This window comes from Embleya sp. NPDC059213 (genome assembly GCF_042754445.1).
In the GTDB taxonomy this organism is placed as follows: Bacteria; Actinomycetota; Actinomycetes; order Streptomycetales; family Streptomycetaceae; genus Embleya.
The window spans coordinates 193,583-215,129 of record NZ_JBHZAV010000001.1 but is presented as its reverse complement, the minus strand read 5'-3'; the positions used below and the strand labels follow the sequence as shown (position 1 = coordinate 215,129).

Below are 21,547 nucleotides of genomic sequence, written 5' to 3'. Positions count from 1 at the left end.
GGGGGCACCCCCCCCCCCCCGGCGCCCCGGGGGGCCGGGGGGCCCGCGCGCCCCGCCGGGGCGTGGGGGCCGCGGCGGCCGACTGCGTTGCCCCGACCCGGCGTTGCGGACCGGGTGTCCCCGGGTCGGCCGGGTCGGGCCCGGCGGATCACCCTTCCAGGGCCCGCTCCAGGGCGTCGAAGGCGGCGTTCAGTCGGGCCAGGTGGTCGCCGACGATGCCCTCGGCCGACTCGCCGGCGATCAACCGCGCGGCCGTGGTGACGTAGACGGAGCGGTAGGCCGCGACGACCAGGGCCGCGTACAGGCGTGCCCGCGGATCGTCGGGTGCCGCGCCGGTGCCGGCGGCGACTTCCGCGGCGAGCGCGTCCTCCAACTCCTCGAGACCCTCGCGCGCCCGGGCCCGCAGCGCCGGGGAGTCCAGCACGACCCGCCAGAACCGGGGGAACCGGTCGCCGATCGCGGACAACGGGTGGCGCTGCTCGACCTGGTCGAGCAACATCCGGCGCAGCGCCGCGAGTGGCGACTCGTCGCCGGCACGCTCGCGGACGGCGGTGCCGAACAGGTCCACGGCCTCGGGGATCCGGTCGAGGAAAAGATCCTCCTTGCGCGGGAAGTGGTTGAACACCGTCATCGGCGACACCCCCGCCGCCTCGGCCACTTCGGCCACCGTCACGTGGTCGAACCCGCGCGTGGCGAACAGTTGGGTCGCGACGTCGGAAATCCGCTGTCGGGTCGCCAACTTCTTCCGCAGCCGCAAACCGGGGCGCTCGGGGTCTCCGCCGCTCTCTTTACTCTGCACGATGAAACACTATAGCCACTAAAAAATTAGAGTCACTATAGTGAATGCCGTCCGGTGAGTGAACGGGTGGGCGCGGAGAGGAGCGCGAACATGGGCAGGGGCATGGACGGGGACCGGGACTGTGACGTCGTCGTGGTCGGCGGTGGACCCGTGGGGTTGTTGTTGGCCTGCGAGTTGGGGCAGGCGGGGGTTTCGGTGGTCGTGCTGGAACGGCTGACCGAGGTGGACACCACGATCAAGGCGGGCGCGATCAACGCACCCAGTGCCGTCGCGCTCGACCGGCGCGGTCTGTTGCCCGCACTGGCCCGGGCGCAGGCCGAGGCATTCGATCAAATGGCGGCGCTGCGGCGGCAGTTGTTCCCGGACGGGGACGCGCCGCCGATGAAGGTCCCGCCGAAGTTCGCCGGGCACTTCGCCGGGATGCCGCTGAGTGCCGACCGCCTGGACGCCACCGATCCGGCCTTCGCCGACGTGGGTCCCGCCGGCGAGGTGGGCCTGGTGGCGCAGGAGGCGCTGGAACGCCTGCTCGCCGAGCGGGCGGCGCAAGTGGGCGTCGAACTGCGCCGAGGTGTCGAACTGACCGGCTTCGTCGCCGAGGAGCACGGCGTCACGGTGCACGCCGGCGCCACCTCGATCCGGGCCGGCTGGCTGGTCGGCTGTGACGGCGGACGCAGCACGGTGCGCAAGCTCGCCGGCTTCGACTTCCCCGGCACGCCCGGCGAAATCACCGGCCACCAGGCGCTCGTGGAGATGACCGACACCGAGGGCCTCGGCTCCGGCTGGACCACCACCGGGACCGGGATCTACGTGAACGGCCCGATACCGGGGCGGATCCTCACCGTGGAGTTCGACGGACCGCCGACCGATCGCGAAGCACCGATCACCGCAGCGGAGTTGCAGGCGAGCATGCGTGCCGTGTCCGGTGTGCGGGTGACCGTCACCAAGGTGCACAGCGCGACCCGCTTCACCGACAACGCCCGGCAGGCGAGTACGTACCGCATGGGCCGGGTGTTGTTGGCGGGCGACGCGGCACACGTGCACTCGCCGTTCGGCGGCCAGGGTCTGAACCTGGGACTGGGCGACGCGATGAACCTGGGCTGGAAGTTGGCCGCGACGGTGGCCGGCCGAGCCCCCGACGGCCTGCTCGACACGTACACCGCCGAGCGGCACCCGATCGGCGCCTGGGTACTGGACTGGAGCCGGGCCCAGGTCGCGCTGATGCGCCCCGACCGGCACGCCCGCGCGCTGCGTGCCGTGGTCGCCGACCTGCTGGAAACCACCACCGGCACCACGTACTTCGTCAAACACATCGCCGGCGTGCTGCACCGCTACGACCTGCCCGGCGACCATCCGCTGATCGGCCGCCGCGCCCCCGACCTCGAACTGGCCGACGGCACACGCCTCGCCGAGCTCCTGCACGACGGCCGAGCGCTGCTCCTGGACCTCGCGGACACGCCCGACTTCCGCAAGCGGGCCGCCGACTACCCGCAGCGCGTCACCGTCCGCACCGCGACCTCGGCGACTCCCGCGCCGGCGGCCCTGCTGATCCGGCCCGACGGCGTGGTCGCCTGGGCCGCCGACCGGCCCACCGACCCGGTCGAGCCGCTCGACGCGGCCCTGCTGCGCTGGTTCGGCGCGCCGGCCGCGGCCTGACCGCTCCCGGGACGGGCGTTCGGGCATCCGCGCCCAAGAAGCCGGCCGGAGCTGCAACCTTTGGGCCCGCTCGCGGGCTACTAGAGGCGAAAGGTCTCGGGCGGGCGGCGGAACGGGGAGCGGATGGACAGGGCCGAGAGGCGGCGCGGACCCACGCAGGGCGCCGCGGCGGAGGAGACGGCCCCAGGCTCCCCGGGTGCCGTAGGCACGCGTGCGGCGCGGCGATGGCTCAGCCCCGCTCGGGTGGGCCGAACCAGGTGGTGAGGGCCGTGCGGAGGGAGGCGGAAGCGACGGCGGCGTCGGTGGGCGCCACCCAGGCGACGTGGCCGTCGGGGCGGATGAGGAGGGCGGCGGGCGCGGGGATGTCGCCGCCGCCGGGGACCGGCCAGTGGTCGTCCTCGCTGCGGGCCCGGACCAGGTCGACACGATCGCGCCAGCCCTCGACGGTTGCCGGCGGCTCGGCGCCGCCGCGCAGGTCGAGCAGGACGGGGCGGGCGGCGTGCAGCAGTTCGTGGACGCCGATCAGGCCGGCGGGCGTCTTGAGATCGGCGTCCGGGACCCGGCGTCCGGTCAACGGGTGGTCGCCCTCGATCGGGTACCGGATGTCCAGTCCGGTGAGCATGCCGCACAGGTATCGGTTGACGTCGTCGAAGACGATGAGCGAGCCGAACACGTCGCGCAGCGCGTCCGTCTGCGGGCCGGGGCGGGTCAGGGCCGCCTGTGCCCGGGTGTTGTGCAACACCCGCTCGGCGACGGGGTGGCGCTCGGCGTGGTAGCTGTCGAGCAGGCTGTCCGGGGCCTGCTCGTGCACCACCGAGGCGAGCTTCCAGCCGAGGTTGACCGCGTCCTGCACGCCGACGTTCAGCCCCTGCCCGCCGGCCGGGAAGTGGATGTGCGCCGCGTCGCCCGCGAGCAGCACCCGACCGTCCCGGTAGCGGGCGGCCTGCCGGGCGGCATCACCGAAGCGGGAGACCCAACGCGGGCTGTGCATGCCGTAGTCGGTGCCCGCGAGCCGGACCAGCGAGTCCCGGAGCTGCTCGAACGTCGCCGGCTCGTCGCCGTCGGCGACGTGGTCGTACTCGGAGGTGATCACCCGGTACCAGCCCGGCTCGAAGGCGATCACCGAGAACTCGCCGGTGGGACGGCGTCGCGCCCAGATGTACTCCTCGGTCAGGTCCGGGAGTTCGACGTCGCCGACCATCGCGGTCATCGTGGCCGGCGTGCCGGGGAAGTCGATGCCGGACAGCTTGCGCACCGTGCTGCGCCCGCCGTCGCAGCCCACCAGGTAGCGGGCGCGCAGCGTCTCGGCGGCACTCCTCGCCGTTCCCAGCTCGACCGTCACGCCGTCCCGGTCCTGGTGGATCCCGCTCAGCTCGGACGACCGGCGCACCCGGACGCCCAACTCCGCGGCCCATTCCTCCAACAGCCGCTCGACGGTGGACTGCAGGATCATCAGCGGGCGGGGGTGCCGCGACTCGGACTCGTCGAAGTCCAGCCAGATCCCGGAGAAGTGGCCCACCGACTGGAATTCGCCGAGCGCCAGGAAGCGGTCCAGGACTCCGCGCTGATCCAACACCTCCAGGGTGCGTGCGTGCATCCCGCCGGCGCGCGACTCGCCCGTGCGCCGGGCGAGCCGTTCGACCACCACCACGTCGACGCCCGCCAGCCGCAGTTCGCACGCGAGCATCAGGCCGGTCGGCCCGGCGCCCGCGATCACCACGTCCGTGTCCAAGCCGGTGTGCCCCACGTCGCTTCCCCTCATTCCACTGCGCTGCCAAGGTTCGCCGCTGCCGGGCCGGTCAGAGCGGGTTCACGCGGTACATCGGGAAGTACGACCCGATCCTGCCGTTCGCGTAGTCGTCGGCCAGCTCCGGCACCCGGTCGAAGTCGTAGATCACGTCGGATCCTTCGGGGGCCATCCAGCCCTCGGCCTCCTGGAAGTCCCGGATGCCGGGGGAGTCCTGGATCCGCCACACGTGCGTGTTGACGTGGATGTGCCGACTGATGCACTCGGCACCGCGCAGGTGCGACAGGCGCATGCCCGCCTTCCAGCCGCACGTGGTGACGACCCCCTCGCGGGCCAGGGCGCCCAGCGTGACGTCGTACAGGGGCTCGCCGATGTTGTCCACGAAGATCGCCACCCCATGGCCGTCGCCGAGTTCCTCGACGACACCCAGGAAGTTCTCCACCGACTCCCGGCGCCGCCGGTGCCGGTCCCGGTCCGCGCGTTGTTGCCGGGTGGGCAGCGAGAGGTCGGGGAAGCGGCGGCGGTCCACCGGTGTGATGCCGTGCTCCCGCAGGAAGGCCAGCCGTTCGTCCGAGCCCGCCGTCATCGCCACCCGGAACCCGGCCCGCTTGGCCAGCATCAGCTCGGCGAAGGCCACGCCGCCGCCCCAACCGAACACCAGGTGGTTCGCCGGATCGTCGTCGGGGACCTGCGTCCGCCAACACCCGTACGCCTTACGCCAGTTGTCCCAGGCGGTGAAGTACCGCCCGTAGGTGGCCCATTGCGGCAGCGAGTACCGGGTGTCGGTCGGAATCGGCAGCAGCAGCCGGACGTCCATCTTCGAGCGCTCGGCCAGCAGGCCGATGGTGTCGGGGGCGTCGTAGGCATAGGCGAGTTCGGCGTAGCCGAAGCGGTCCAGCCTGCCGAACGGCAGGAGCAGGCACAGCTCGCCCTCGCGGACCCGGACCTCCCGGCTGCCCGCGTTCACCTTGAGCACGCGCACCACGCCCAGGTTGCCCAGGACCACCGCGTCCTCGCCCCGGCTGCTGCACACGTCGATCGGCGAACGGGCCAGCGCGTGGTCGACGTTGGCCTCCCACGAGCCGAGGATCGGCTCCACCAGCGCCTCACCCTCCGCCAACGCGCCGAAGGCGAAGCGATCGCGTCGCAGCGCGCCGCCGGGACCACCGTCGTTCGGGCCGGCCACCGCACCGGAGTGCAGGATCCAGGCTTCTGGCGAGTAGATGACAACCTCCTGTGATCGAACTGCGTTCCCGATTTCCCGATTTCCCGAGTTCCCGAGCGCCGAGTGCCGGAAGTCCCGGGTTCTCGAGTTCACGGCTTGCGAAGTCCCGGGATTCGGGGGTGTGTTCAGGGTGCCGGGGCCGCCGGCACTCGGTAGCCCACCGAGACGCCGCCCCACGCCTCGCCGGCGCCGTAGGCCACGGCCCCGAGTCGGCCCGCCGCCGGGAGCGAACCGGAGTCCAGTTCGTCGGCGAACGCCAGCGGGATCGAGGCGGACGAGGTGTTCCCGAAGGTCTCGATCCGGTTCACGAAGGGCACGCCGAGATGGGTGGTGAAGTTGCGGACCTGGTCCAGGATGCGGCCGTTCGCCTGGTGGCCGACCAGCACGGTCGGCGCCGGGCCGTGGTCGCAGAGGTACTGCGCCGACTCCGACATGCGACGCACCGCGCGGTCGAACACCTGCGCCCCGTCCAGATGGATGCCGCCCTCGTCGGTCTCCCGCATCAGCCCCTCCTGGGTGCCGTCGCAGCCGGCGACCTGGCAAAAGCCCGCGAACTCCGCGCGGTCCTCCAACAGGACGGCCGCGGCGCCGTCGGCGAAGATGCACGCCGTCTGCCGGTCCGTGCGGTCCACCAGCCGGGACATGGCCTCCACTGAGCAGACCAGGACCGAGCGCGCGGATCCGGCGTCGCACAGCGAAAGGCCGGTGACCAGCCCGTAGACGAAGCCGCAGCAGGCCGCGTTCATGTCGAAGGCCAGCACCGAGGGCCCCAGCCCGACGAGTTGCGCCACCTTCTGCGCGATCCCCGGGACGCGCTGTCGCACCGAGGTGCTGACCACGATCAGCGCGCCGATCGAGGAGGGGTCGGGCATTTGGCCGACAATCGGGGCGCAGGACTCTGCCGCGACCTCCGCCAGGGGAGTCTCGTCCGGCCACCAGGAGCGGGACGCGATGCCGCTGCGGCGTCGGATCCAGGCGTCGGTGAGGCCGATCGACGCGAAGTGGTCGTTGTCGATCGTCCGGCCCGGTTTCGCGGTCGCGATATCGACGATGCCCGCGCTCATTCCCCGTTCGCCAGCTTCACGAAGTAGCTGCCGAATTCGTCCAGGAAGGCGTAGCCCGCGGTCTCCTTCAGGTCGCCCTTGACCTGGAGTTCGCGCTCCAACTGCTGGTGCAACTCGACCAGGTCGAGCGAGTCGAGGTCGAGGTCGGCGATCGGCCGGCCGAGATCGTCGGGACCCAACGACGGGTCGCGCTCGCGGAGTTTGGCCAGCATGGTCTCCGCGATACGGCTGTCGATGTCGCTCATGTTCCTTCTCCCGTCGAGTGACTGGATGCTTGGACCTCGGACACGCCCTGGTCCGCCGCCAACCGGTACAACACCTCGCCCGAACCGAGGATCGTGCCGACCGTCGCGGCGTGGGCGGTGACCCGTCCGCCGCGCTCCGCCACGATCTCCGTGCTGGCCTTGTCGGTCTCCACGACCGCGACGACGTCCCCCCGCTCGATCCGGTCGCCGATGCCGGCGACCCACTCGATCAGCAGGGCCTCGCCCAGGCCGTGGCCGAAGCCGGGAACATGCATGTCCACGGAGGAGTCGCTCACTTCGTCATCACCAGCACCTCGTCCTTGATCTCCTGCACACCGATCAGATAGGTCTTCTCGAAGTCCGCCGGGGGATACGCGCGGCGCTCGGGCGCCAGCCGGCGGACCGGGCCGCGGAGCACGTCGAAGCCGTGCTCGGCCACCGAGGCGGCGATCTCGGCACCGATACCGACGTCCTTCGACCCCTCGTGCACGATCAGCAGCCGCCCGGTGCGGGCGACGGATTCCAGGACCGTCTCCAGGTCGAGCGGGGCCACCCAGCGCAGGTCCACCACCTCGACGTCGACATCGGGAGCGAGCGCGTGTGCCGCCGCCAGCACCTCGTGGGTGACCGCGCCGTACGTGGCGATCGTCAGGTCGGTGCCGCGCCGCACGACCCGGGCCGCGGTCGGCGAACCGGCCGGTTCCGGGTCGCGGGCGGGTGTGTTGCGCCGCCAGTACAGGCGGATCGGTTCGTAGATCACCACGGGCGAACCGAGTGTGACCGCGTGCCGCAGGACCTGGTCCGCGTCCTCCCCGGTGGAGGGGCAGGCCACCGAGATCCCCGGCACACGGGCGAAGAGCGCCTCATTGGATTCGCTGTGGTGCTCGACGCCCCGCACGCCGCCGCCGGTGGGGATGCGCACCACCAGGCTCGGGCTGACCTGTCCGTTCCACCGGTCGCCGATCCGGGCGGCCTGGGTGACGAGCTGGTTCACCGCGGGATAGGTGAATCCGTCGAACTGGATCTCGCAGATCGGCACCAGCCCGCTCATCGCCATGCCGACGGCCTGGCCGACGATGGTGGACTCGGCCAGCAGCGAGTCCCGGACCCGGTCCGCGCCGAAGCGTTCGCGCAGACCCCGGGTCACCCGGAACACGCCGCCCAGCCGCCCGATGTCCTCGCCGAGCAGCAGCAGGCGCGGATCCTGTTCGAGCAGGTCGGCCAGGGTCGCGTTGATCGACTCCGCCAGACTGGCGGACCGCACGGTGCTCATCACGCGTACTCCTTCATCAACCGCTCGCGCAGCTCCCGCACTTGCGCGTCGACCCCGTCGAGCCATCCGCCGTCCACCAAGCCCAGTTCGCTCAATCGGGCCGCGTAGGCGCTCACCGGGTCCGCGGCCCGGGCCTGCGCGATGTCGTCGGGGCTGCGGTACACCTCGTGGGGGTCGGAGGTCGAGTGACCGTGGATGCGGGCGACTCGGATCTCCACGAGGTAGGGCGCCCGCTCGGTGCGGATGTGGGCGGCGGCCCGGGAGCAGGCCGCGAAGACGGTTTCCGGGTCCTGCCCCGGGATCCGGACGGACTCGATCCCGAAACCCCGGGCGCGCTCGGCGAGCGACGTGCGCATCTGCTCGTCGGTCGGTTTGGAGATGGCCCAGCCGTTGTTCTGGCAGACGAACAGCACGGACGCCGACTCGACGGCGGCGAGGTTCATCGCCTCCGACATGTCGCCCTCGCTGGTGGCGCCGTCGCCGATGTAGACGACGACGAAGTCCTCCAGCCCCTGGAGCCGTTGCCCGATCGAGTAGCCGACGCCGTGCAGCGTCTGCGCGGCCAGCACCAGGGTGTAGGGAAAGAATCGCAACCTGCGCGGGTCCCAGCCGCAGAAGGTGCGACCGGCCCACTGCGCGACCAACTCGTCCGGTGCCACGCCGCGGAGCAGGGCGACCGCGTGTTCGCGGTAACTGGGAAAGACGGTCGGGGCGGGACCCACCGCGAGGGCGGAGCCCACCTGCGCGGCCTCCTGTCCCTGGCAGGACAACCACAGGTCGAGCGCGCCCTGCTTCTGGAGCTGACGGGCCTCCTGGTCGACGCCCCTGGCCACCAGCATGTGGCGCAACAACGACCGTCGCGTGTCGTCCGGAACGGCTTCGTATTCGGAATCTGACTTCAAGACCATTGATCACCAGTCGCAGGTTCGTCGATGAGCCATCTGTCGCCGTGCCTTTGTGGCATGAATGCGGTCGCCGCCGCGCGGGTCGGTAATCGACCACGCGCTCTCGATCGCCTCGACGCGAGGAGATCGGCCCGACCCGAAATCGAGCAGGCCCGGACCCGGGCCGATGCTCGGTCATGGTGGCACAGAACTCGGTGGGGTACAGGTCCGGGCCGATGGCGGTCGGCGATCCCGCCACCATGGTGACCTCGGCGGCCGCGTCCTACCGTGTGGCGTCGGCACTCGGACGGCGGCCGCGGATGCCGACTGTCCCGTCGACGGGACGATGCCGAACGGCGAACTCGCGTCCGACTCCGACGATTTGCCGTCGCGGGTCGCTCCGAGGCCGGTCAGGGGTCGCCCCGGCTCCGGTGATTTGCAATCCTGAGTTGCCCGTGCCGATCGGGGTCGCCCGGACCCGGCCGAATGGCAATCCCGAGATGCCCCGAGTCGATTGGGGTTGCTCGGTTCCGGCTTTTTCATTCCCGAGTCGTATCGTGACGAATTAAGGACGGTGCCAGTGAGCACGAACCCCTTCGACGACGAGGACGGCCGTTTCCACGTCGTGGTCAACGACGAGGAACAGCACTCCCTGTGGCCGGTATTCGCCGAGGTGCCCGCCGGCTGGCGGGTGGTCTTCGGTGAGGCGGCCAGGGCCGAGTGCCTGGAGTACGTCGAGCAGAACTGGACCGACCTGCGCCCGAGGAGCCTGCGGGAGGCGATGGCGGCGGACTGAACGCCGGTCGGATTCTGCGGAGGAGTGGATCACGATGTTCGTACCTCGCATGTACCGAGAGCCCGACGCGCAGTGGATCGTCGAGTTGATGCGGCGGAACCCACTGGCACTGCTGATGACCAACGGCGGCGACGAGGAGGGGCCGTTCGGCACACACCTGCCGGTCGTCCCGGACCCGGAGTCGCCCGTCGAGGGGCTCGCGGACCTGACCGGGGCGACGCTGCTGTGCCACATGAACCGGGAGAACCCCCAGTGGAAGGCGTTGCGACCCGCGATGCCCGGGGTGCTCAGCTTCGCCGGCCCGCACTCCTATGTCTCGCCGACGCTCTACGGGTTCACCCCCGCGGCGCCGACCTGGAACTTCACGGCCGCACAGGTGCGTGGAGTGATCCACCCGATCGAGTCGGTCGAGGAGACGCTGTTCGTGGTGCGCTCCACCGTGCAGGTCCTGGAGTCCGGGTTCGGATCCGGCTGGGACATGTCCGACTCGATCGACTACTTCCGCAAGATACTGCCCGGGGTGGGCGCGTTCCGGTTCGAGATCACCAGGGCCGAGGCGATGTTCAAGCTCAGCCAGGAGCAGACCAGCGAGACCCGGGACCAGGTGTGCAGCCACTTCGCCCGGGAGGGGGCCGGCCGGCAGCGGGAGACCGCGGAGTACATGGGCAGGCTGACCGAAGTGAAACAACCGTGATCGACGCCCGGGTACCCGGCCGCGCGATCGCCGCCCGCCCGCGCGCCCGGGTGCTCGACGCCGCCTAGCCGCGGATCGCCCAGCGGCGCCGGAGCAGCCCGTTCCCCCGCGGTGCGCCGGCGGCTCACCCGACCGGACACCCGTCACATCGGAGTCGGCTGATGATTCTTCAGGGAAAGCGGGTTGCCCTGCCTTCGGCGCCCGTCGTCCACAGGCAGTTCGAGGCGCACGCGAAGGCCACCCCCGACGCCGTCGCGGTGCACTGCGCCGGCCGGGAGGTGACCTACGCGGAACTGGACGCCGAGGCCAACCGGTTCGCGCACCTGCTGGCCGCGCTCGGACACGGCCCGGGGGCGAAGGTCGGCGTCTGCCTCGACTACTCGATCGACCTGCTCGTCACCATCCTCGGCACGCTCAAGGCGGGCGCGGCCTACGTACCCTTCGACCCGGCCTACCCGGCGGCGCGACTGCGGCTGCTGCTCGGCCAGGTGCCCGACCTCGCCTTGATCGTGGCCTCCCCGACCACCGTCGAATCGGTCGAGTCGGCGGCCGTCGAGGTCGTCACCCTCGACCGGTTGGCCGAGCGGCTCGACGCTCTCCCGACGACCGCCCCGAACGTCCCGGTCACCGGGGACGACGTGTGCTACGCGGTGTTCACGTCCGGGTCGACCGGTACGCCGAAGCTGACCGCGGTGCGGCACGAGGGCTGGTTCAACCTGTTGAACTGGCTGATGATCGAGTACGGCCTGGATGCCGGGTCGAACAACCTGGTCGTCAGCGCGTTCGGGTTCGACCTCTCCCAACGCAGCCTGATGATGCCGTTGTTCTGCGGGGCCACCCAATACCTGATGGCCAGCCGGAACTTCGACGCGGCGTTGGCGTATCGCATGCTGACGCGGTACGAGATCCGCACGGTGCACTGCGCCTCCAGCACGCTGTACCTGCTGGTGGACTGGGAGATCGCCCGCAAGGGCGAGGCGCTCGGCCGGCTGGACTACCTGCTCTTCGGCGGCGAGCCGCTGCACGTCGAACGTGTCCTGGACTGGGCACGGCGTCCGGGCAACACCTGCACCCTGCTGCACCAGTACGGCGTCGCCGAGTGCACCGATGTCGCGTCGTCGTACGACCTGGCCGGATACCGGCCCGGCGAACACGACATCGCACCGGTCGGCGGGCCGGCCTACAACACCGACATCCACCTCCTCGACGAGGGGCTGCGCGGGGTCGGGGTGGGGGAGGACGGCGAGATCTGCATCTCGGGGGCCGGCGTCGGCGCCGGCTACCTCAACGGCTCCGGTCCCGAATCCGCGCGATTCACCACGATCGTGGTCGACGGCGAGCCGCGCAGGCTGTACCGCACGGGCGACCGGGGCCACGTGAGCGAGGCCGGGGAACTGGTGGTCGGCGGCCGGATGGACGCCCAGGTCAAGGTGCGGGGCATGCGGATCGATCCGACCGACATCGAGCGGGCACTCGGCCGGCTGGCCGGGGTCCGGCAGGCCGCCGTGGTGGTCGGCCACCCCGAATCCGGCGACGCCGAGCTGATCGCGTTCCTCGTCCCGACGGGGGAGGACCTGGCCGAGCACGACGTGCGTACCCGCCTCCTGGAGACGTTGCCGCGCAACATGGTTCCGGCCCGCTTCGTCAATATCGCGCGGATTCCGCTGAGTCCGCACGGAAAGGTGGACCGGGCGGCGCTGGCCGAAGCGGGCCGGAAGCAATATGCGTCGACCGGCGCCGACGACGACACGGCATAGTCGACGGACCTTGATGGCAACCGAGAGGACTGTGATGATTGCCGAAAGAGTGCGCACCATCTGGTGCCGGGAACTCCAGCGCGACGACATATCGATCGACGACAACTTCTTCGCCCTGGGCGGCCAGTCCGTGATTATGGCCAGGATTCAGGGTGCTTTCATCGACGAACTGGACGTCGAGGTCCCGGCGGACCAGATGTTCCTGAATCCGACGGTGGCCTCGATTTCCGCGTACATCGAATCCATGACCGCGGAAACCCGGTAGCGTCGGGCGAATTCACGGCCGTTCGGCAGCGGAAATTCCGTCCGCTGCATCGACGGCATGCGCAAGCACCGTGGGATCGCGAACACGGTGACATTTCCGGCTGCGGCCGCGTTGGGATCGAAAACTACCTGGTAAGAGAGGCGCCATGTACGACGTAATTGTCATAGGTGCCCGTTGCGCGGGTGCGCCGGCGGCCATGTTGTTCGCTCAGCAGGGATATCGCGTCCTGCTCCTGGAGAAGGCGCGGTTCCCGCTCGACACGTTGTCCTCGCACTACATCCACATGCAGGGCGTCGCGTTGCTCAACCGGTGGGGACTGCTCGACCGGATCCGCGACTCGGGCTGCACGCCGATCACCCGGCAGAGCTACGCGGGGCCCGGCGTCCGGGTCGACGGCTTCTCGCTGCCGATCGACGGTCTGCACCAGACCTACGCGCCGAGGCGGTTCGTGCTCGACCCGATTCTCGCGGACGGCGCCGCGGCGGCCGGCGTGGACTTCCGGCAGGGCTGCGCCGTCAACGATCTGGTGTTCGAGGGCGACCGGGTCGTCGGGGTGCGGTACACCACGCCCGGCGGCGCCGAGGCGACGGACCTGGCGCGTCTGGTCGTCGGCGCGGACGGCATGCGCTCGCTGGTGGCCCGCAAGGTCGGCGCGCAGAACGTCGTCGAACACCCGCGGATGACCACCACCTACTACAGCTACTGGGCCGACGTTCCCTCGCACTTCGAGCTGTACGAGCGGCCGGGGCGCTGGCTCGGGGTCATCCCCACCAACGACGACCTCACGTTGATCATGGCCTACTTCCCCCAGGACGAGTTCAACGAGGTCCGCAAGGCGGTCGAACCCGCCTACCTCGACGCCTTCCGCACCACCGAGCCCGAGTTGTACGAGCGCATGCAGGCGGGCCGGCGGGTGGAGCAGTTGTACGGCACCGGCCATCAGGAGAACTTCTTCCGCAAGGCGTACGGGCCCGGGTGGGTGCTGATCGGTGACGCGGTGAACCACAAGGACTCCATCACCGCCCGCGGCATCACCGAAGCCTTCGTCCAGGCCCAGTCGCTCACCGACCACATCGGCCAGGGGCTGCACGACGACGCCGCGCTCAAGACGGCCCTGCGGCGGTACGAGAACGGCCTGAGCGGTGAAGCCCTCAGCCACTACCAGGGCGCCCTCAACGTGGCCGAACTCAAGCCCGAGGGGCGGGTCGACATGCTGCGGAAACTGGTCGGACACCAGGAGCAGATCGACCGCTACTTCTCGACGTTGTCGGGGGCGTGCTCCATCGACGACTTCTACAACGACGAACTCCTGACCCTGCTCGGCCTGAGCTGAGCGACCACCTGCTCCCTCGTGGTGCCGCCGATTTGGAGACCCAATGATCCCGTTGTCGTTCGCGCAGCGCCGGCTGTGGTTCGTGGACCGGTTCGAAGGCCCGTCGCCGACCTACAACGGCGCGTTCGCGCTGCGGCTGACCGGTGAACTGAGCGTGGGCGCGATGGAGTCGGCGCTTCGCGACGTCGTCGACCGGCACGAGATCCTCCGTACGGTGATCGTCGAGGACGACGAGGGCGTGCCACATCAGCAGGTGCTCCCGGCCGACCACCGGCCGTTCCGACTGCCGGTGGTCGAGGTCACGCAGGCCCGGCGGGCGGCGGCGGTCGAGGAGGTGGCCACCGAGACCTTCGATCTGGCCGCCGACGTGCCGATCCGCGCCCTGCTGGTGCGGTGCGGACCGCGCGACCACACCCTGGTGCTGGTGGCGCACCACATCGCGGTGGACGGCGAGTCGTTCGGGCCGCTGTTCCGCGATCTCACCACCGCCTACGCGGCGCGCAGGCAGGGCCGGGCGCCGGCCTGGGAGCCGCTTCCGGTGCAGTACGCGGACTACACCCTGTGGCAGCGCGACGTGCTCGGTGACGAGTCCGACCCGGACAGTCTGGCGGCCCGGCAACTGGACTACTGGCGAGCGACGTTGGCCGATCTGGCCCAACCGCTGGCGATACCCACCGACCGTCCGCGCCCGAAGGCGATCAGCCCCCGCGGCGATCAGGTGGCGTTCACCATCGACCCCGAACTGCTGGCGTCCGTGGAAAAGTTGGCGGCTCAGGCGGACACCACCGTCTCAATGGTCATGCATTCCGCGCTGGCCGTCCTGCTGTACCACCTCGGCTGCGGCGACGACGTGCCCATCGGCGCGCCGATCGCCGGCCGCACCGACGAGGAACTGCGGGAGCTGGTCGGCTTCTTCGTCAACACCTGGGTACTGCGCGTCGATCTCTCCGGGAACCCGACCTTCCGCGAGCTGCTCCGGCGGGTGCGGGACCGGGCGCTGGCCGCCTACGACAACCAGGACATGCCGTTCGAGCGGTTGGTGGAACTGCTGAACCCGGACCGGTCCACCGCCTACAACCCGTTCTTCCAGGTGATGTTGTCCTGGCAACCGCCCGTGCCGGATCTGACCCTGCCCGACCTCGACGTGCGGGCCGAGCGACTGGACACCAAATCAGCCAAGTTCGACCTGTTCTTCGACATGATTCCGCTCGCCGCGGGCGGCGCGAACTGCCGGCTGGAGTACGTCACCGACCTGTTCGACCAGGACACCGTCCAGGGCATCGCGAACCGGTTCGTACGCGTGCTGAGCCGGCTCGTGGCCGACGCCGGGCGCCGGATCGGCGGCATGGACGTGCTCGACGCGGCCGAACGGGAGCGGTTGCTCGTCCGGTTCAACGACAGCGCCACCGCGGTGCCCGAACTGACCGTCCCGGATCTGTTCGAGGAGCAGGTGGCCAGGACCCCCGACGCCCCGGCGATCGTGTGCGACGACCGGACGCTGACCTACCGCGAGCTGGACGACCGGGCGAACGACGTCGCGGGCGAACTGGTCCGGCGGGGCGCCGGGCCGGAGGACCTGGTGGTACTGGCGCTGCCGCGCACCGAGGACCTGGTGGTCGGCCTGCTCGGCATCCTCAAGTCCGGTGCCGGCTACCTGCCGATGGACCCGCAGTACCTCGGCGGGCGGGCGGCGACCGTGCTGGCCGAGGCCGCGCCGCGGTTCGCGGTCACCGACACCGCGACGTGGCGGGACCTGCCGCACGAGGACATCACGACCGTCGACCTCGACCGGCGCGCCGAATGGCCCGCCCGCGCCGGGGCGTCGCACGCGGGCCGGATCCCGGCGCCGCGCCCGGACAACCTGGCGTACGTGATGTACACCTCCGGCTCCACCGGCAAGCCGAAGGGCGCGGCGATCACCCACCGCAACCTCGTCAACGGGGTACGCGAACTGGTGCGGGTGCTGGACGCGCCGCCCGGGTGGCGGATGCTGGCCGGCACCTCGGTCAACTTCGACGTCTCGGTCTTCGAGCTGCTGACCACCCTGACCACCGGCGGCACCGCCGAGGTGGTGCCCAACGCGCTGGTGCTCGGCGAGCGGGACGGCTGGGACGGCCAGGTGATCAGCGCGGTCCCCTCGGTGCTGGGCGAACTGCTCGGCCACCTGGGGAAGACGACCGGGGTGCGCTCCGTCGTGCTCGCGGGCGACGTGCTCCCGGCCCGGCTGGTGCGACAGGTGCGCGCGGCGCTGCCCGACGCGCAGATCGTGAACTCCTACGGGCAGAGCGAGAGTTTCTACGCCACCACGTTCGCCCTCGGGGCGACCGAGGAATGGACGGACGGCGAGGTCGCGCCGATCGGCACCCCGTTGGGGAACATGCGTGCCTACGTGCTCGGCCCGGGACTGGCCCCGGTGCCGCAGGGTGTGATCGGAGAGCTGTACGTGGTGGGGACCTGCCTGGGTCGCGGCTACCACGGCCGCCCCGGGATGACCGCCGAGCGGTTCGTGGCGAACCCGTTCGGCCCCGCGGGCGAACGCATGTACCGCACCGGCGACCTGGCCCGCTGGAACGCCCAGGGCAGGCTGGAGTGCCTGGGTCGCGGCGACGGCCAGGTCAAGGTGCGCGGCTTCCGGATCGAGACGGCCGAGGTCGAGGCCGCGCTCGCGCAACACCCCGGCCTCAGCGAGGTCGTGGTGGTCAGCCGCGAGGTACCCGCGGGCGGGCGACGGCTCGTCGCGTACGTGGTGCACATCGGCGAGGGAGGCGTCGGCGCCGACGGTGTCGGCGGGATCGGCGACGTGGACGTGCAGGCCGGGGCCTCGGCCGCCGAACTGCGCCGGTTCGTCGCGGCCCGGTTGCCCGACTACATGGTGCCGTCGGCCTTCGTGGTGCTGGGCCGGATGCCGCTCGGGCCGACCGGCAAGCTGGACCGCTCGGCGCTGCCCGAACCGGAGTTCGTGGGCGAGGTCTACCGGGAACCGCGCACCGAGGCCGAGGAGATCATCACCGCGGCCTACGCGGACGTACTCGGTGTGGAACGGGTCGGTGTCGACGACGACTTCTTCGCGGTGGGCGGGGACAGCCTGCGCTCGATCCAGGTGGTGGCCCGGGCCCGCGCCCGCGGCCTGGACCTGACCACCCGGGAGATCTTCGAGTGCCGTACGGCGGCCCGCCTCGCCGAGGTGGCCGGCACCGACCGGGACCGGGCGCCCGCGCTCGCCGAGGACGAGGGCGGCGGCGTCGGCCCGATGCCGTTGCAGCCGGTGGCCCGACACGTCTTCGAGCACGGCGGCGGCATCGACCGCTTCGCCATGTCGATGGTGCTCGAACTGCCCGCGGACATCGACGAGCGCGGCCTGGTCGCGACCTTGGACGCGGTGCTGGACCGGCATGATCTGCTGCGCGCGCGGCTGGTACGGGCCGACGAACTCTCGCTCGTCGCGCGGCCGCAGGGCTCCGTGCGGGCGGCGGACCTGATCCGCCGGGTCGCCTGCGACGGCCGGTGGGACGAGCCTTCCGCGCTGAAGGCGGCCAAGGCGGAACTGGACGACGCGGTCGGGCGACTCGACCCCGAAGCCGGGACGATGGCCGCCTTCGTCTGGTTCGCCCCGGAATCGGGAGCGGGCCGGCTGCTCGTGCTGCTGCACCACCTGGTGGTCGACGGCGTCTCCTGGCGCATCCTCATGTCGGACCTGGCCGAGGCGTGGCAGCAGGTCCGCTCCGGTCGCCCGCCCGAGCTGCCCGAGGTCGGCACCTCGGCCCGGCGCTGGGCCGCGGCCCTGGAGAGCCAGGCGTTCGCCCCGGAACGGGAAGCGGAGCTGGACTACTGGCGGGACGTGCTCGAAGCGTCGAACCCCCCGCTGGGCGCCCGGGCGTTCGACCCGGCGGTGGACGTGATGGCCACGCTCGACAGCGTGCGGGTGCAACTGTCCGCCGAGGTCACCGAGGCGGTGCTGACCAAGCTGCCCGCGGCGTTCAAGAGCACCGGGACCGACGTGCTGCTCGCCGCCCTCGCGCTGGCGGTGAACCGGTGGCGCGACGCGGACCGCTCGACCCTGGTGCGGTTGGAGGGGCACGGCCGGGAGGAGGACGTCGTCCCCGGCGCCGACCTGTCCCGGACCGTCGGCTGGTTCACCAGCATGTACCCGGCCCGGATCGATGTGCGCGGGGTCGACTCGGCCGACGCGCTGACCGGTGGCCCGGCCGCCGGGACGGCGATCAAGCTGGTCAAGGAGCAACTGCGGGCGATCCCGGACAAGGGCGTCGGGTACGGACTGCTGCGCCATCTGAACCCGGAGACCGGCGCACGACTCGCCGACCTCCCGGTGCCGCAGATCGGGTTCAACTACCTCGGCCGGATCTCCGACGCCGATGTGCCCGAACACCTGCGCGGCAACGGGTGGGGCCCGGCGTCCTGGTCGGCCGAACTGATCCCGGCACCCGACCCGGACCTGCCCGCGTTGTCCGCCCTGGAGGTCAACTCGGTCGCCACCGAGACCGCCGACGGCACCCGGTTGCAGGCGGTCTTCATGTTCCCCACCGGGGCGCTGTCCCGCGAGCGGGCCGGCGAACTGGCCGACCTGTGGGTGGAGATGCTGCACGGCATGGCCGCGTACGCCGCACGGCCGGCGATCGGCGGACTGACCCCCTCGGACACCCCGCTGGTGCCGGTGCGCCAGGACGAGATCGAGACCTGGGAGACCCGCTACGGCCGGCTGACCGACGTCTGGCCGGTTTCCCCGTCGCAGTCCGGGATCCTGTTCCAGGCGGCGTTCGCCGACGGCTCCTTCGACGTCTACCACATGCAGTTCGTGCTGCACCTGTCCGGACGCGTGGACCCGGCGCGGATGCGGGCCGCCGGCCAGGCACTGCTCGGCCGGTATCCGAACCTGCGCTCCGCGTTCGTCACCGGCGCCGGCGGCGATCCGGTGCAGGTCGTGGCGGAACATGTGGTGCTGCCCTGGCGGCACGTCGAGCTGACCGGGCGCGGCGAGGCCGAACAGGACGCGGCACTGGACACGTTCCTCGCCCAGGACCGGGCCGACCAACTCGATCCCACCCGGCCGCCGCTGTTGCGCCTGGGGCTGCTCACCTGCGGGCCGGAGCGGGCGAAGCTGGTGATCACCGCGCACCACACCGTGTTCGACGGCTGGTCGTCGCCGTTGGTGATCACGGACCTGGTTCGGCTGTACTCCGAGACCGAAGAGCTTCCGCCGGTCCGCAGCTACGGTGACTACCTGGCCTGGCTTTCCCGGCAGGACCGGGAGGCGTCGGCCGCCCGGTGGGCCGCCGAGCTCGCCGGACTCGAACAGCCGACCCTGGTCGCCCCGAAGGCCCCGTTCCAGGAGGCGGCGTCCGCCCTCGGGCGGGTCGAGGTGCCGCTGTCGATCGACAAGGGCCGCGAACTCGCGCGGCGTGCCGCGGCGTTGGGGGTCACCCAGAACACGCTCCTGCAAGGTGCCTGGGCGATCCTGCTCGCCAAGCTGACCGGCCGGCAGGACGTGGTGTTCGGCGCGGCCGTCAACGGTCGCCCGGCGGACCTGCTCGGCTCGGACGAGATGGTCGGCCTGTTCATCAACACCCTGCCGATCCGGGTGTCGTGCCGACCGGAGCACACCCTGGGCGGTGTGCTCACCGAGTTGCAGGCCCGGCAGACCGCGCTGCTCGACCACCACTACCACGGACTGGCCGACATCCAGCGCGGCGTGGGGCTGCCCGCCCTGTTCGACACGATCGTCGTGTTCGAGAACTACCCGGTCGACCGCGAGGGCATGGCCGACGCGAACACCTCGGCCGGGTTCACCATCGACGGCATCCGGCCGTTCGCGGGCTCGCACTACCCGCTGACCCTCAACTCCGCCGACCCCTACCTGCGGCTTTCCCTCGACTACCAGAACAACCTCTACGACCGCGCCGAGGCCGAGGCGATCGCCGCCCGGCTCGTCCGGGTGCTGGACGAACTCCTCGCCGATCCGGGGGCGCGCCTCGCGGACGTCGACGTGCTCGGCGAGCAGGAGCGGCACTGGTTGTTGCACGGCGTCAACGACACGGTCGAGCCGACCCTGGAACCGGACCTGGTGCGGGCGGTGTCCGCGCAGGCCCGGGCGACGCCGGCGGCTCCGGCCGTGATCGGCGAGGAAGAGTCGTTGACCTACCGGGAGTTGGAGGAGCGGGCGAACCGGTTGGCGCATTGGCTGATCGATCGGGGGGTGCGGCCGGAGTCGCTGGTCGCGGTGTGCCTGCCCCGAACCGCGGACCTGGTGGTCGCGCTGTCGGCGGTGCTCAAGGCCGGCGCGGGATACATCCCGATCGACCCGGCACACCCGCGTGCGCGGATCGACCACATCCTGGCGGACTCCCGTCCGGCGCTCGTGCTCGATCCCGATCTGCTCGCCGATGCGCGGTGTTCGGCGTATCCGGATTCGCCGCCGGAGCCGGTCGTGCGGCCGGAGAACACCGCGTACGTGATCTACACCTCGGGTTCGACCGGACGGCCGAAGGGAGTGGCCGTCTCGCGCGGCGCGTTGGCCAACTTCCTGGCCACCTTCCGCCGACGGGTTCCGCTGACGGCGGCGGATCGGCTGCTCGCCGTGACGACGGTCTCCTTCGACATCGCGGGGTTGGAGCTGTATCTCCCGCTCATCTCCGGGGCGGCGGTGGTGCTCGCGGGCAAGGACACCGTCGCCCAGCCGTCGGCCGTGGTGGAGACGATGCGCCGGCACGAGGTCACCGTCGTCCAGGCGACACCGGCGTTCTGGCAGATGTTGCTGATGGAGGAGCCGGACGCGGCGCGGGGTCTGCGGATCCTGGTCGGTGGCGAGGCGCTGCCCGCGCAACTGGCCGAAGCCCTGGCCGCGGCGGGCGTCGAGGTCGCCAATGTGTACGGTCCGACCGAGACGACGATCTGGTCGACGATCGCGCGGGTCGAGCCCGGAGGCGGTGTCCCGGCGATCGGGACGCCGGTCGGGAACACCTCGGTCTACGTGCTCGATTCGGCGCTGCTGCCGGTCCCGCGCGGGGTGCCGGGCGAGTTGTACATCGCCGGCGACGGCCTGGCCCGCGGGTATCGGGGTCGGCCGGAGTTGACCGCCGCGCGCTTCGTGGCCTGCCCGTTCGGCGAGCCCGGCGCGCGGATGTATCGCGCCGGCGATCTGGTGCGATGGGGCGCGGACGGTCGACTGGAGTACCTCGGACGCACCGACTTCCAGGTGAAGGTCCGCGGCTTCCGGATCGAACCCGGGGAGATCGAGCAGGTGCTGGCCGAACACCCCGGCGTGGCACAGGCGCTCGTCGTGGTGCGCGAGGACCGCGTCGGGGACCAGCGGCTGGTCGCGTACGTGCTGGCGGGCGCCGGGGCGGACCCGGGCGGGCCGGACGTCGAGGCGCTGACCGGCCTGCTCCGCGAGCGCCTGCCGGAGTACATGGTTCCTTCGGCGATCCTGTCGCTCGCCGCGTTCCCCACCACACCGAGCGGGAAGATCGACCGCGCCGCGCTGCCCGCACCCGACCACGCGAAGGCCGCGACCGGACGCGGACCGCGCAACCCCAGGGAGCAGGTGTTGTGCCGGCTGTTCGCCGAGCTGCTCGGGGTGGAGGAGGTCGGCATCGACGTCGGCTTCTTCGACCACGGCGGGCACTCGCTGCTGGCCACGCGGCTGATCGGCCGCATCCGCAGCGAACTCGACGTGGACGTCAAGGTCACGATGGTGTTCCGCAATCCGACCGTCGCCGGGTTGGCGGCGCGGATCGAGGAGTTGTCGAAGTCGAAGCGCCGCCCCCAGCTCCGCCAGATGACCGTCTAGGAGAAGCG

The 21,547-nt window shown here is 71.2% G+C and carries 15 protein-coding genes; 7 read left to right on the top strand and 8 right to left on the bottom strand.

The annotated features are described in order from the left end of the window. Positions 1-148: 148 nt before the first annotated feature. Entirely contained in the window at positions 149-799 is a 651-nt protein-coding gene (locus tag ACFXMF_RS00815) for a TetR/AcrR family transcriptional regulator (protein WP_360305587.1), read from the bottom strand. A gap of 90 nt (positions 800-889) precedes the next feature. On the opposite strand from ACFXMF_RS00815, the gene ACFXMF_RS00810 reads away from it, so the two are divergent. Next, positions 890-2,452, top strand: a complete 1,563-nt coding sequence (locus tag ACFXMF_RS00810) for an FAD-dependent oxidoreductase (protein WP_379987521.1) — start codon at positions 890-892, stop codon at positions 2,450-2,452. A 229-nt stretch (positions 2,453-2,681) separates the two neighbouring features. On the opposite strand, the gene ACFXMF_RS00805 is transcribed toward ACFXMF_RS00810, so the two are convergent. From ACFXMF_RS00805 to ACFXMF_RS00775, 7 genes are all read right to left on the bottom strand, one after another. Continuing rightward, a complete protein-coding gene (locus tag ACFXMF_RS00805) occupies positions 2,682-4,199 on the bottom strand; it encodes an FAD-dependent monooxygenase (RefSeq protein ID WP_379987523.1) in 1,518 nt (505 codons plus the stop codon). 52 nt (positions 4,200-4,251) lie between these two features. Beyond that, positions 4,252-5,385, bottom strand: a complete 1,134-nt coding sequence (locus ACFXMF_RS00800; protein ID WP_379987525.1) for a zinc-binding alcohol dehydrogenase family protein — start codon at positions 5,383-5,385, stop codon at positions 4,252-4,254. A 164-nt stretch (positions 5,386-5,549) separates the two neighbouring features. After that, a complete protein-coding gene (locus tag ACFXMF_RS00795) occupies positions 5,550-6,488 on the bottom strand; it encodes a ketoacyl-ACP synthase III (RefSeq protein ID WP_379987527.1) in 939 nt (312 codons plus the stop codon). Next, positions 6,485-6,733 carry a phosphopantetheine-binding protein gene (locus ACFXMF_RS00790; RefSeq protein ID WP_360305595.1) on the bottom strand — a complete coding sequence of 83 codons (249 nt, stop codon included), beginning with the start codon at positions 6,731-6,733 and terminating at the stop codon, positions 6,485-6,487. The genes ACFXMF_RS00795 and ACFXMF_RS00790 overlap by 4 nt, the downstream gene beginning before the upstream one ends. Then, a complete protein-coding gene (locus ACFXMF_RS00785) occupies positions 6,730-7,029 on the bottom strand; it encodes a lipoyl domain-containing protein (RefSeq protein WP_360305597.1) in 300 nt (99 codons plus the stop codon). Before ACFXMF_RS00785 ends, ACFXMF_RS00790 begins: the two co-directional genes overlap by 4 nt. Continuing rightward, entirely contained in the window at positions 7,026-8,006 is a 981-nt protein-coding gene (locus tag ACFXMF_RS00780; RefSeq protein WP_360305599.1) for a transketolase C-terminal domain-containing protein, read from the bottom strand. The genes ACFXMF_RS00785 and ACFXMF_RS00780 overlap by 4 nt, the downstream gene beginning before the upstream one ends. Continuing rightward, the gene (locus ACFXMF_RS00775) at positions 8,006-8,908 is read right to left on the bottom strand and encodes a thiamine pyrophosphate-dependent dehydrogenase E1 component subunit alpha (RefSeq protein WP_379987529.1); all 903 of its coding nucleotides are present in this window, start codon (positions 8,906-8,908) and stop codon (positions 8,006-8,008) included. Before ACFXMF_RS00775 ends, ACFXMF_RS00780 begins: the two co-directional genes overlap by 1 nt. A 562-nt stretch (positions 8,909-9,470) precedes the next feature. Here ACFXMF_RS00775 and ACFXMF_RS00770 point away from each other — a divergent pair. The 6 genes from ACFXMF_RS00770 to ACFXMF_RS00745 all read left to right on the top strand — a co-directional run bounded on the left by ACFXMF_RS00770 (position 9,471) and on the right by ACFXMF_RS00745 (position 21,539). After that, a complete protein-coding gene (locus ACFXMF_RS00770) occupies positions 9,471-9,686 on the top strand; it encodes an MbtH family protein (RefSeq protein ID WP_360305603.1) in 216 nt (71 codons plus the stop codon). Between the two features lie 34 nt (positions 9,687-9,720). Beyond that, positions 9,721-10,380 carry an FMN-binding negative transcriptional regulator gene (locus ACFXMF_RS00765; RefSeq protein ID WP_379987531.1) on the top strand — a complete coding sequence of 220 codons (660 nt, stop codon included), beginning with the start codon at positions 9,721-9,723 and terminating at the stop codon, positions 10,378-10,380. A gap of 161 nt (positions 10,381-10,541) precedes the next feature. Then, complete coding sequence (locus ACFXMF_RS00760; protein ID WP_360305607.1) at positions 10,542-12,137, top strand: amino acid adenylation domain-containing protein; 1,596 nt, start codon at positions 10,542-10,544, stop codon at positions 12,135-12,137. A gap of 34 nt (positions 12,138-12,171) precedes the next feature. Next, positions 12,172-12,402 carry a phosphopantetheine-binding protein gene (locus ACFXMF_RS00755; RefSeq protein ID WP_360305609.1) on the top strand — a complete coding sequence of 77 codons (231 nt, stop codon included), beginning with the start codon at positions 12,172-12,174 and terminating at the stop codon, positions 12,400-12,402. Between the two features lie 145 nt (positions 12,403-12,547). After that, the gene (locus tag ACFXMF_RS00750; protein WP_360305611.1) at positions 12,548-13,735 is read left to right on the top strand and encodes an NAD(P)/FAD-dependent oxidoreductase; all 1,188 of its coding nucleotides are present in this window, start codon (positions 12,548-12,550) and stop codon (positions 13,733-13,735) included. A 43-nt stretch (positions 13,736-13,778) separates the two neighbouring features. Next, positions 13,779-21,539, top strand: coding sequence for an amino acid adenylation domain-containing protein (locus ACFXMF_RS00745; protein WP_379987534.1), 7,761 nt, complete (start codon positions 13,779-13,781; stop codon positions 21,537-21,539). Positions 21,540-21,547: the final 8 nt, after the last annotated feature.

Bases quoted from the DNA above. Each gene is read 5' to 3' on its own strand.
- ACFXMF_RS00765 (WP_379987531.1), top strand. From the start codon at position 9,721: ATGTTCGTACCTCGCATGTACCGAGAGCCCGACGCGCAGTGGATCGTC.
- ACFXMF_RS00760 (WP_360305607.1), top strand. From the start codon at position 10,542: ATGATTCTTCAGGGAAAGCGGGTTGCCCTGCCTTCGGCGCCCGTCGTC.
- ACFXMF_RS00810 (WP_379987521.1), top strand. From the start codon at position 890: ATGGGCAGGGGCATGGACGGGGACCGGGACTGTGACGTCGTCGTGGTC.
- ACFXMF_RS00750 (WP_360305611.1), top strand. From the start codon at position 12,548: ATGTACGACGTAATTGTCATAGGTGCCCGTTGCGCGGGTGCGCCGGCG.
- ACFXMF_RS00780 (WP_360305599.1), bottom strand. From the start codon at position 8,006: ATGAGCACCGTGCGGTCCGCCAGTCTGGCGGAGTCGATCAACGCGACC.
- ACFXMF_RS00795 (WP_379987527.1), bottom strand. From the start codon at position 6,488: ATGAGCGCGGGCATCGTCGATATCGCGACCGCGAAACCGGGCCGGACG.
- ACFXMF_RS00790 (WP_360305595.1), bottom strand. From the start codon at position 6,733: ATGAGCGACATCGACAGCCGTATCGCGGAGACCATGCTGGCCAAACTC.
- ACFXMF_RS00755 (WP_360305609.1), top strand. From the start codon at position 12,172: ATGATTGCCGAAAGAGTGCGCACCATCTGGTGCCGGGAACTCCAGCGC.
- ACFXMF_RS00745 (WP_379987534.1), top strand. From the start codon at position 13,779: ATGATCCCGTTGTCGTTCGCGCAGCGCCGGCTGTGGTTCGTGGACCGG.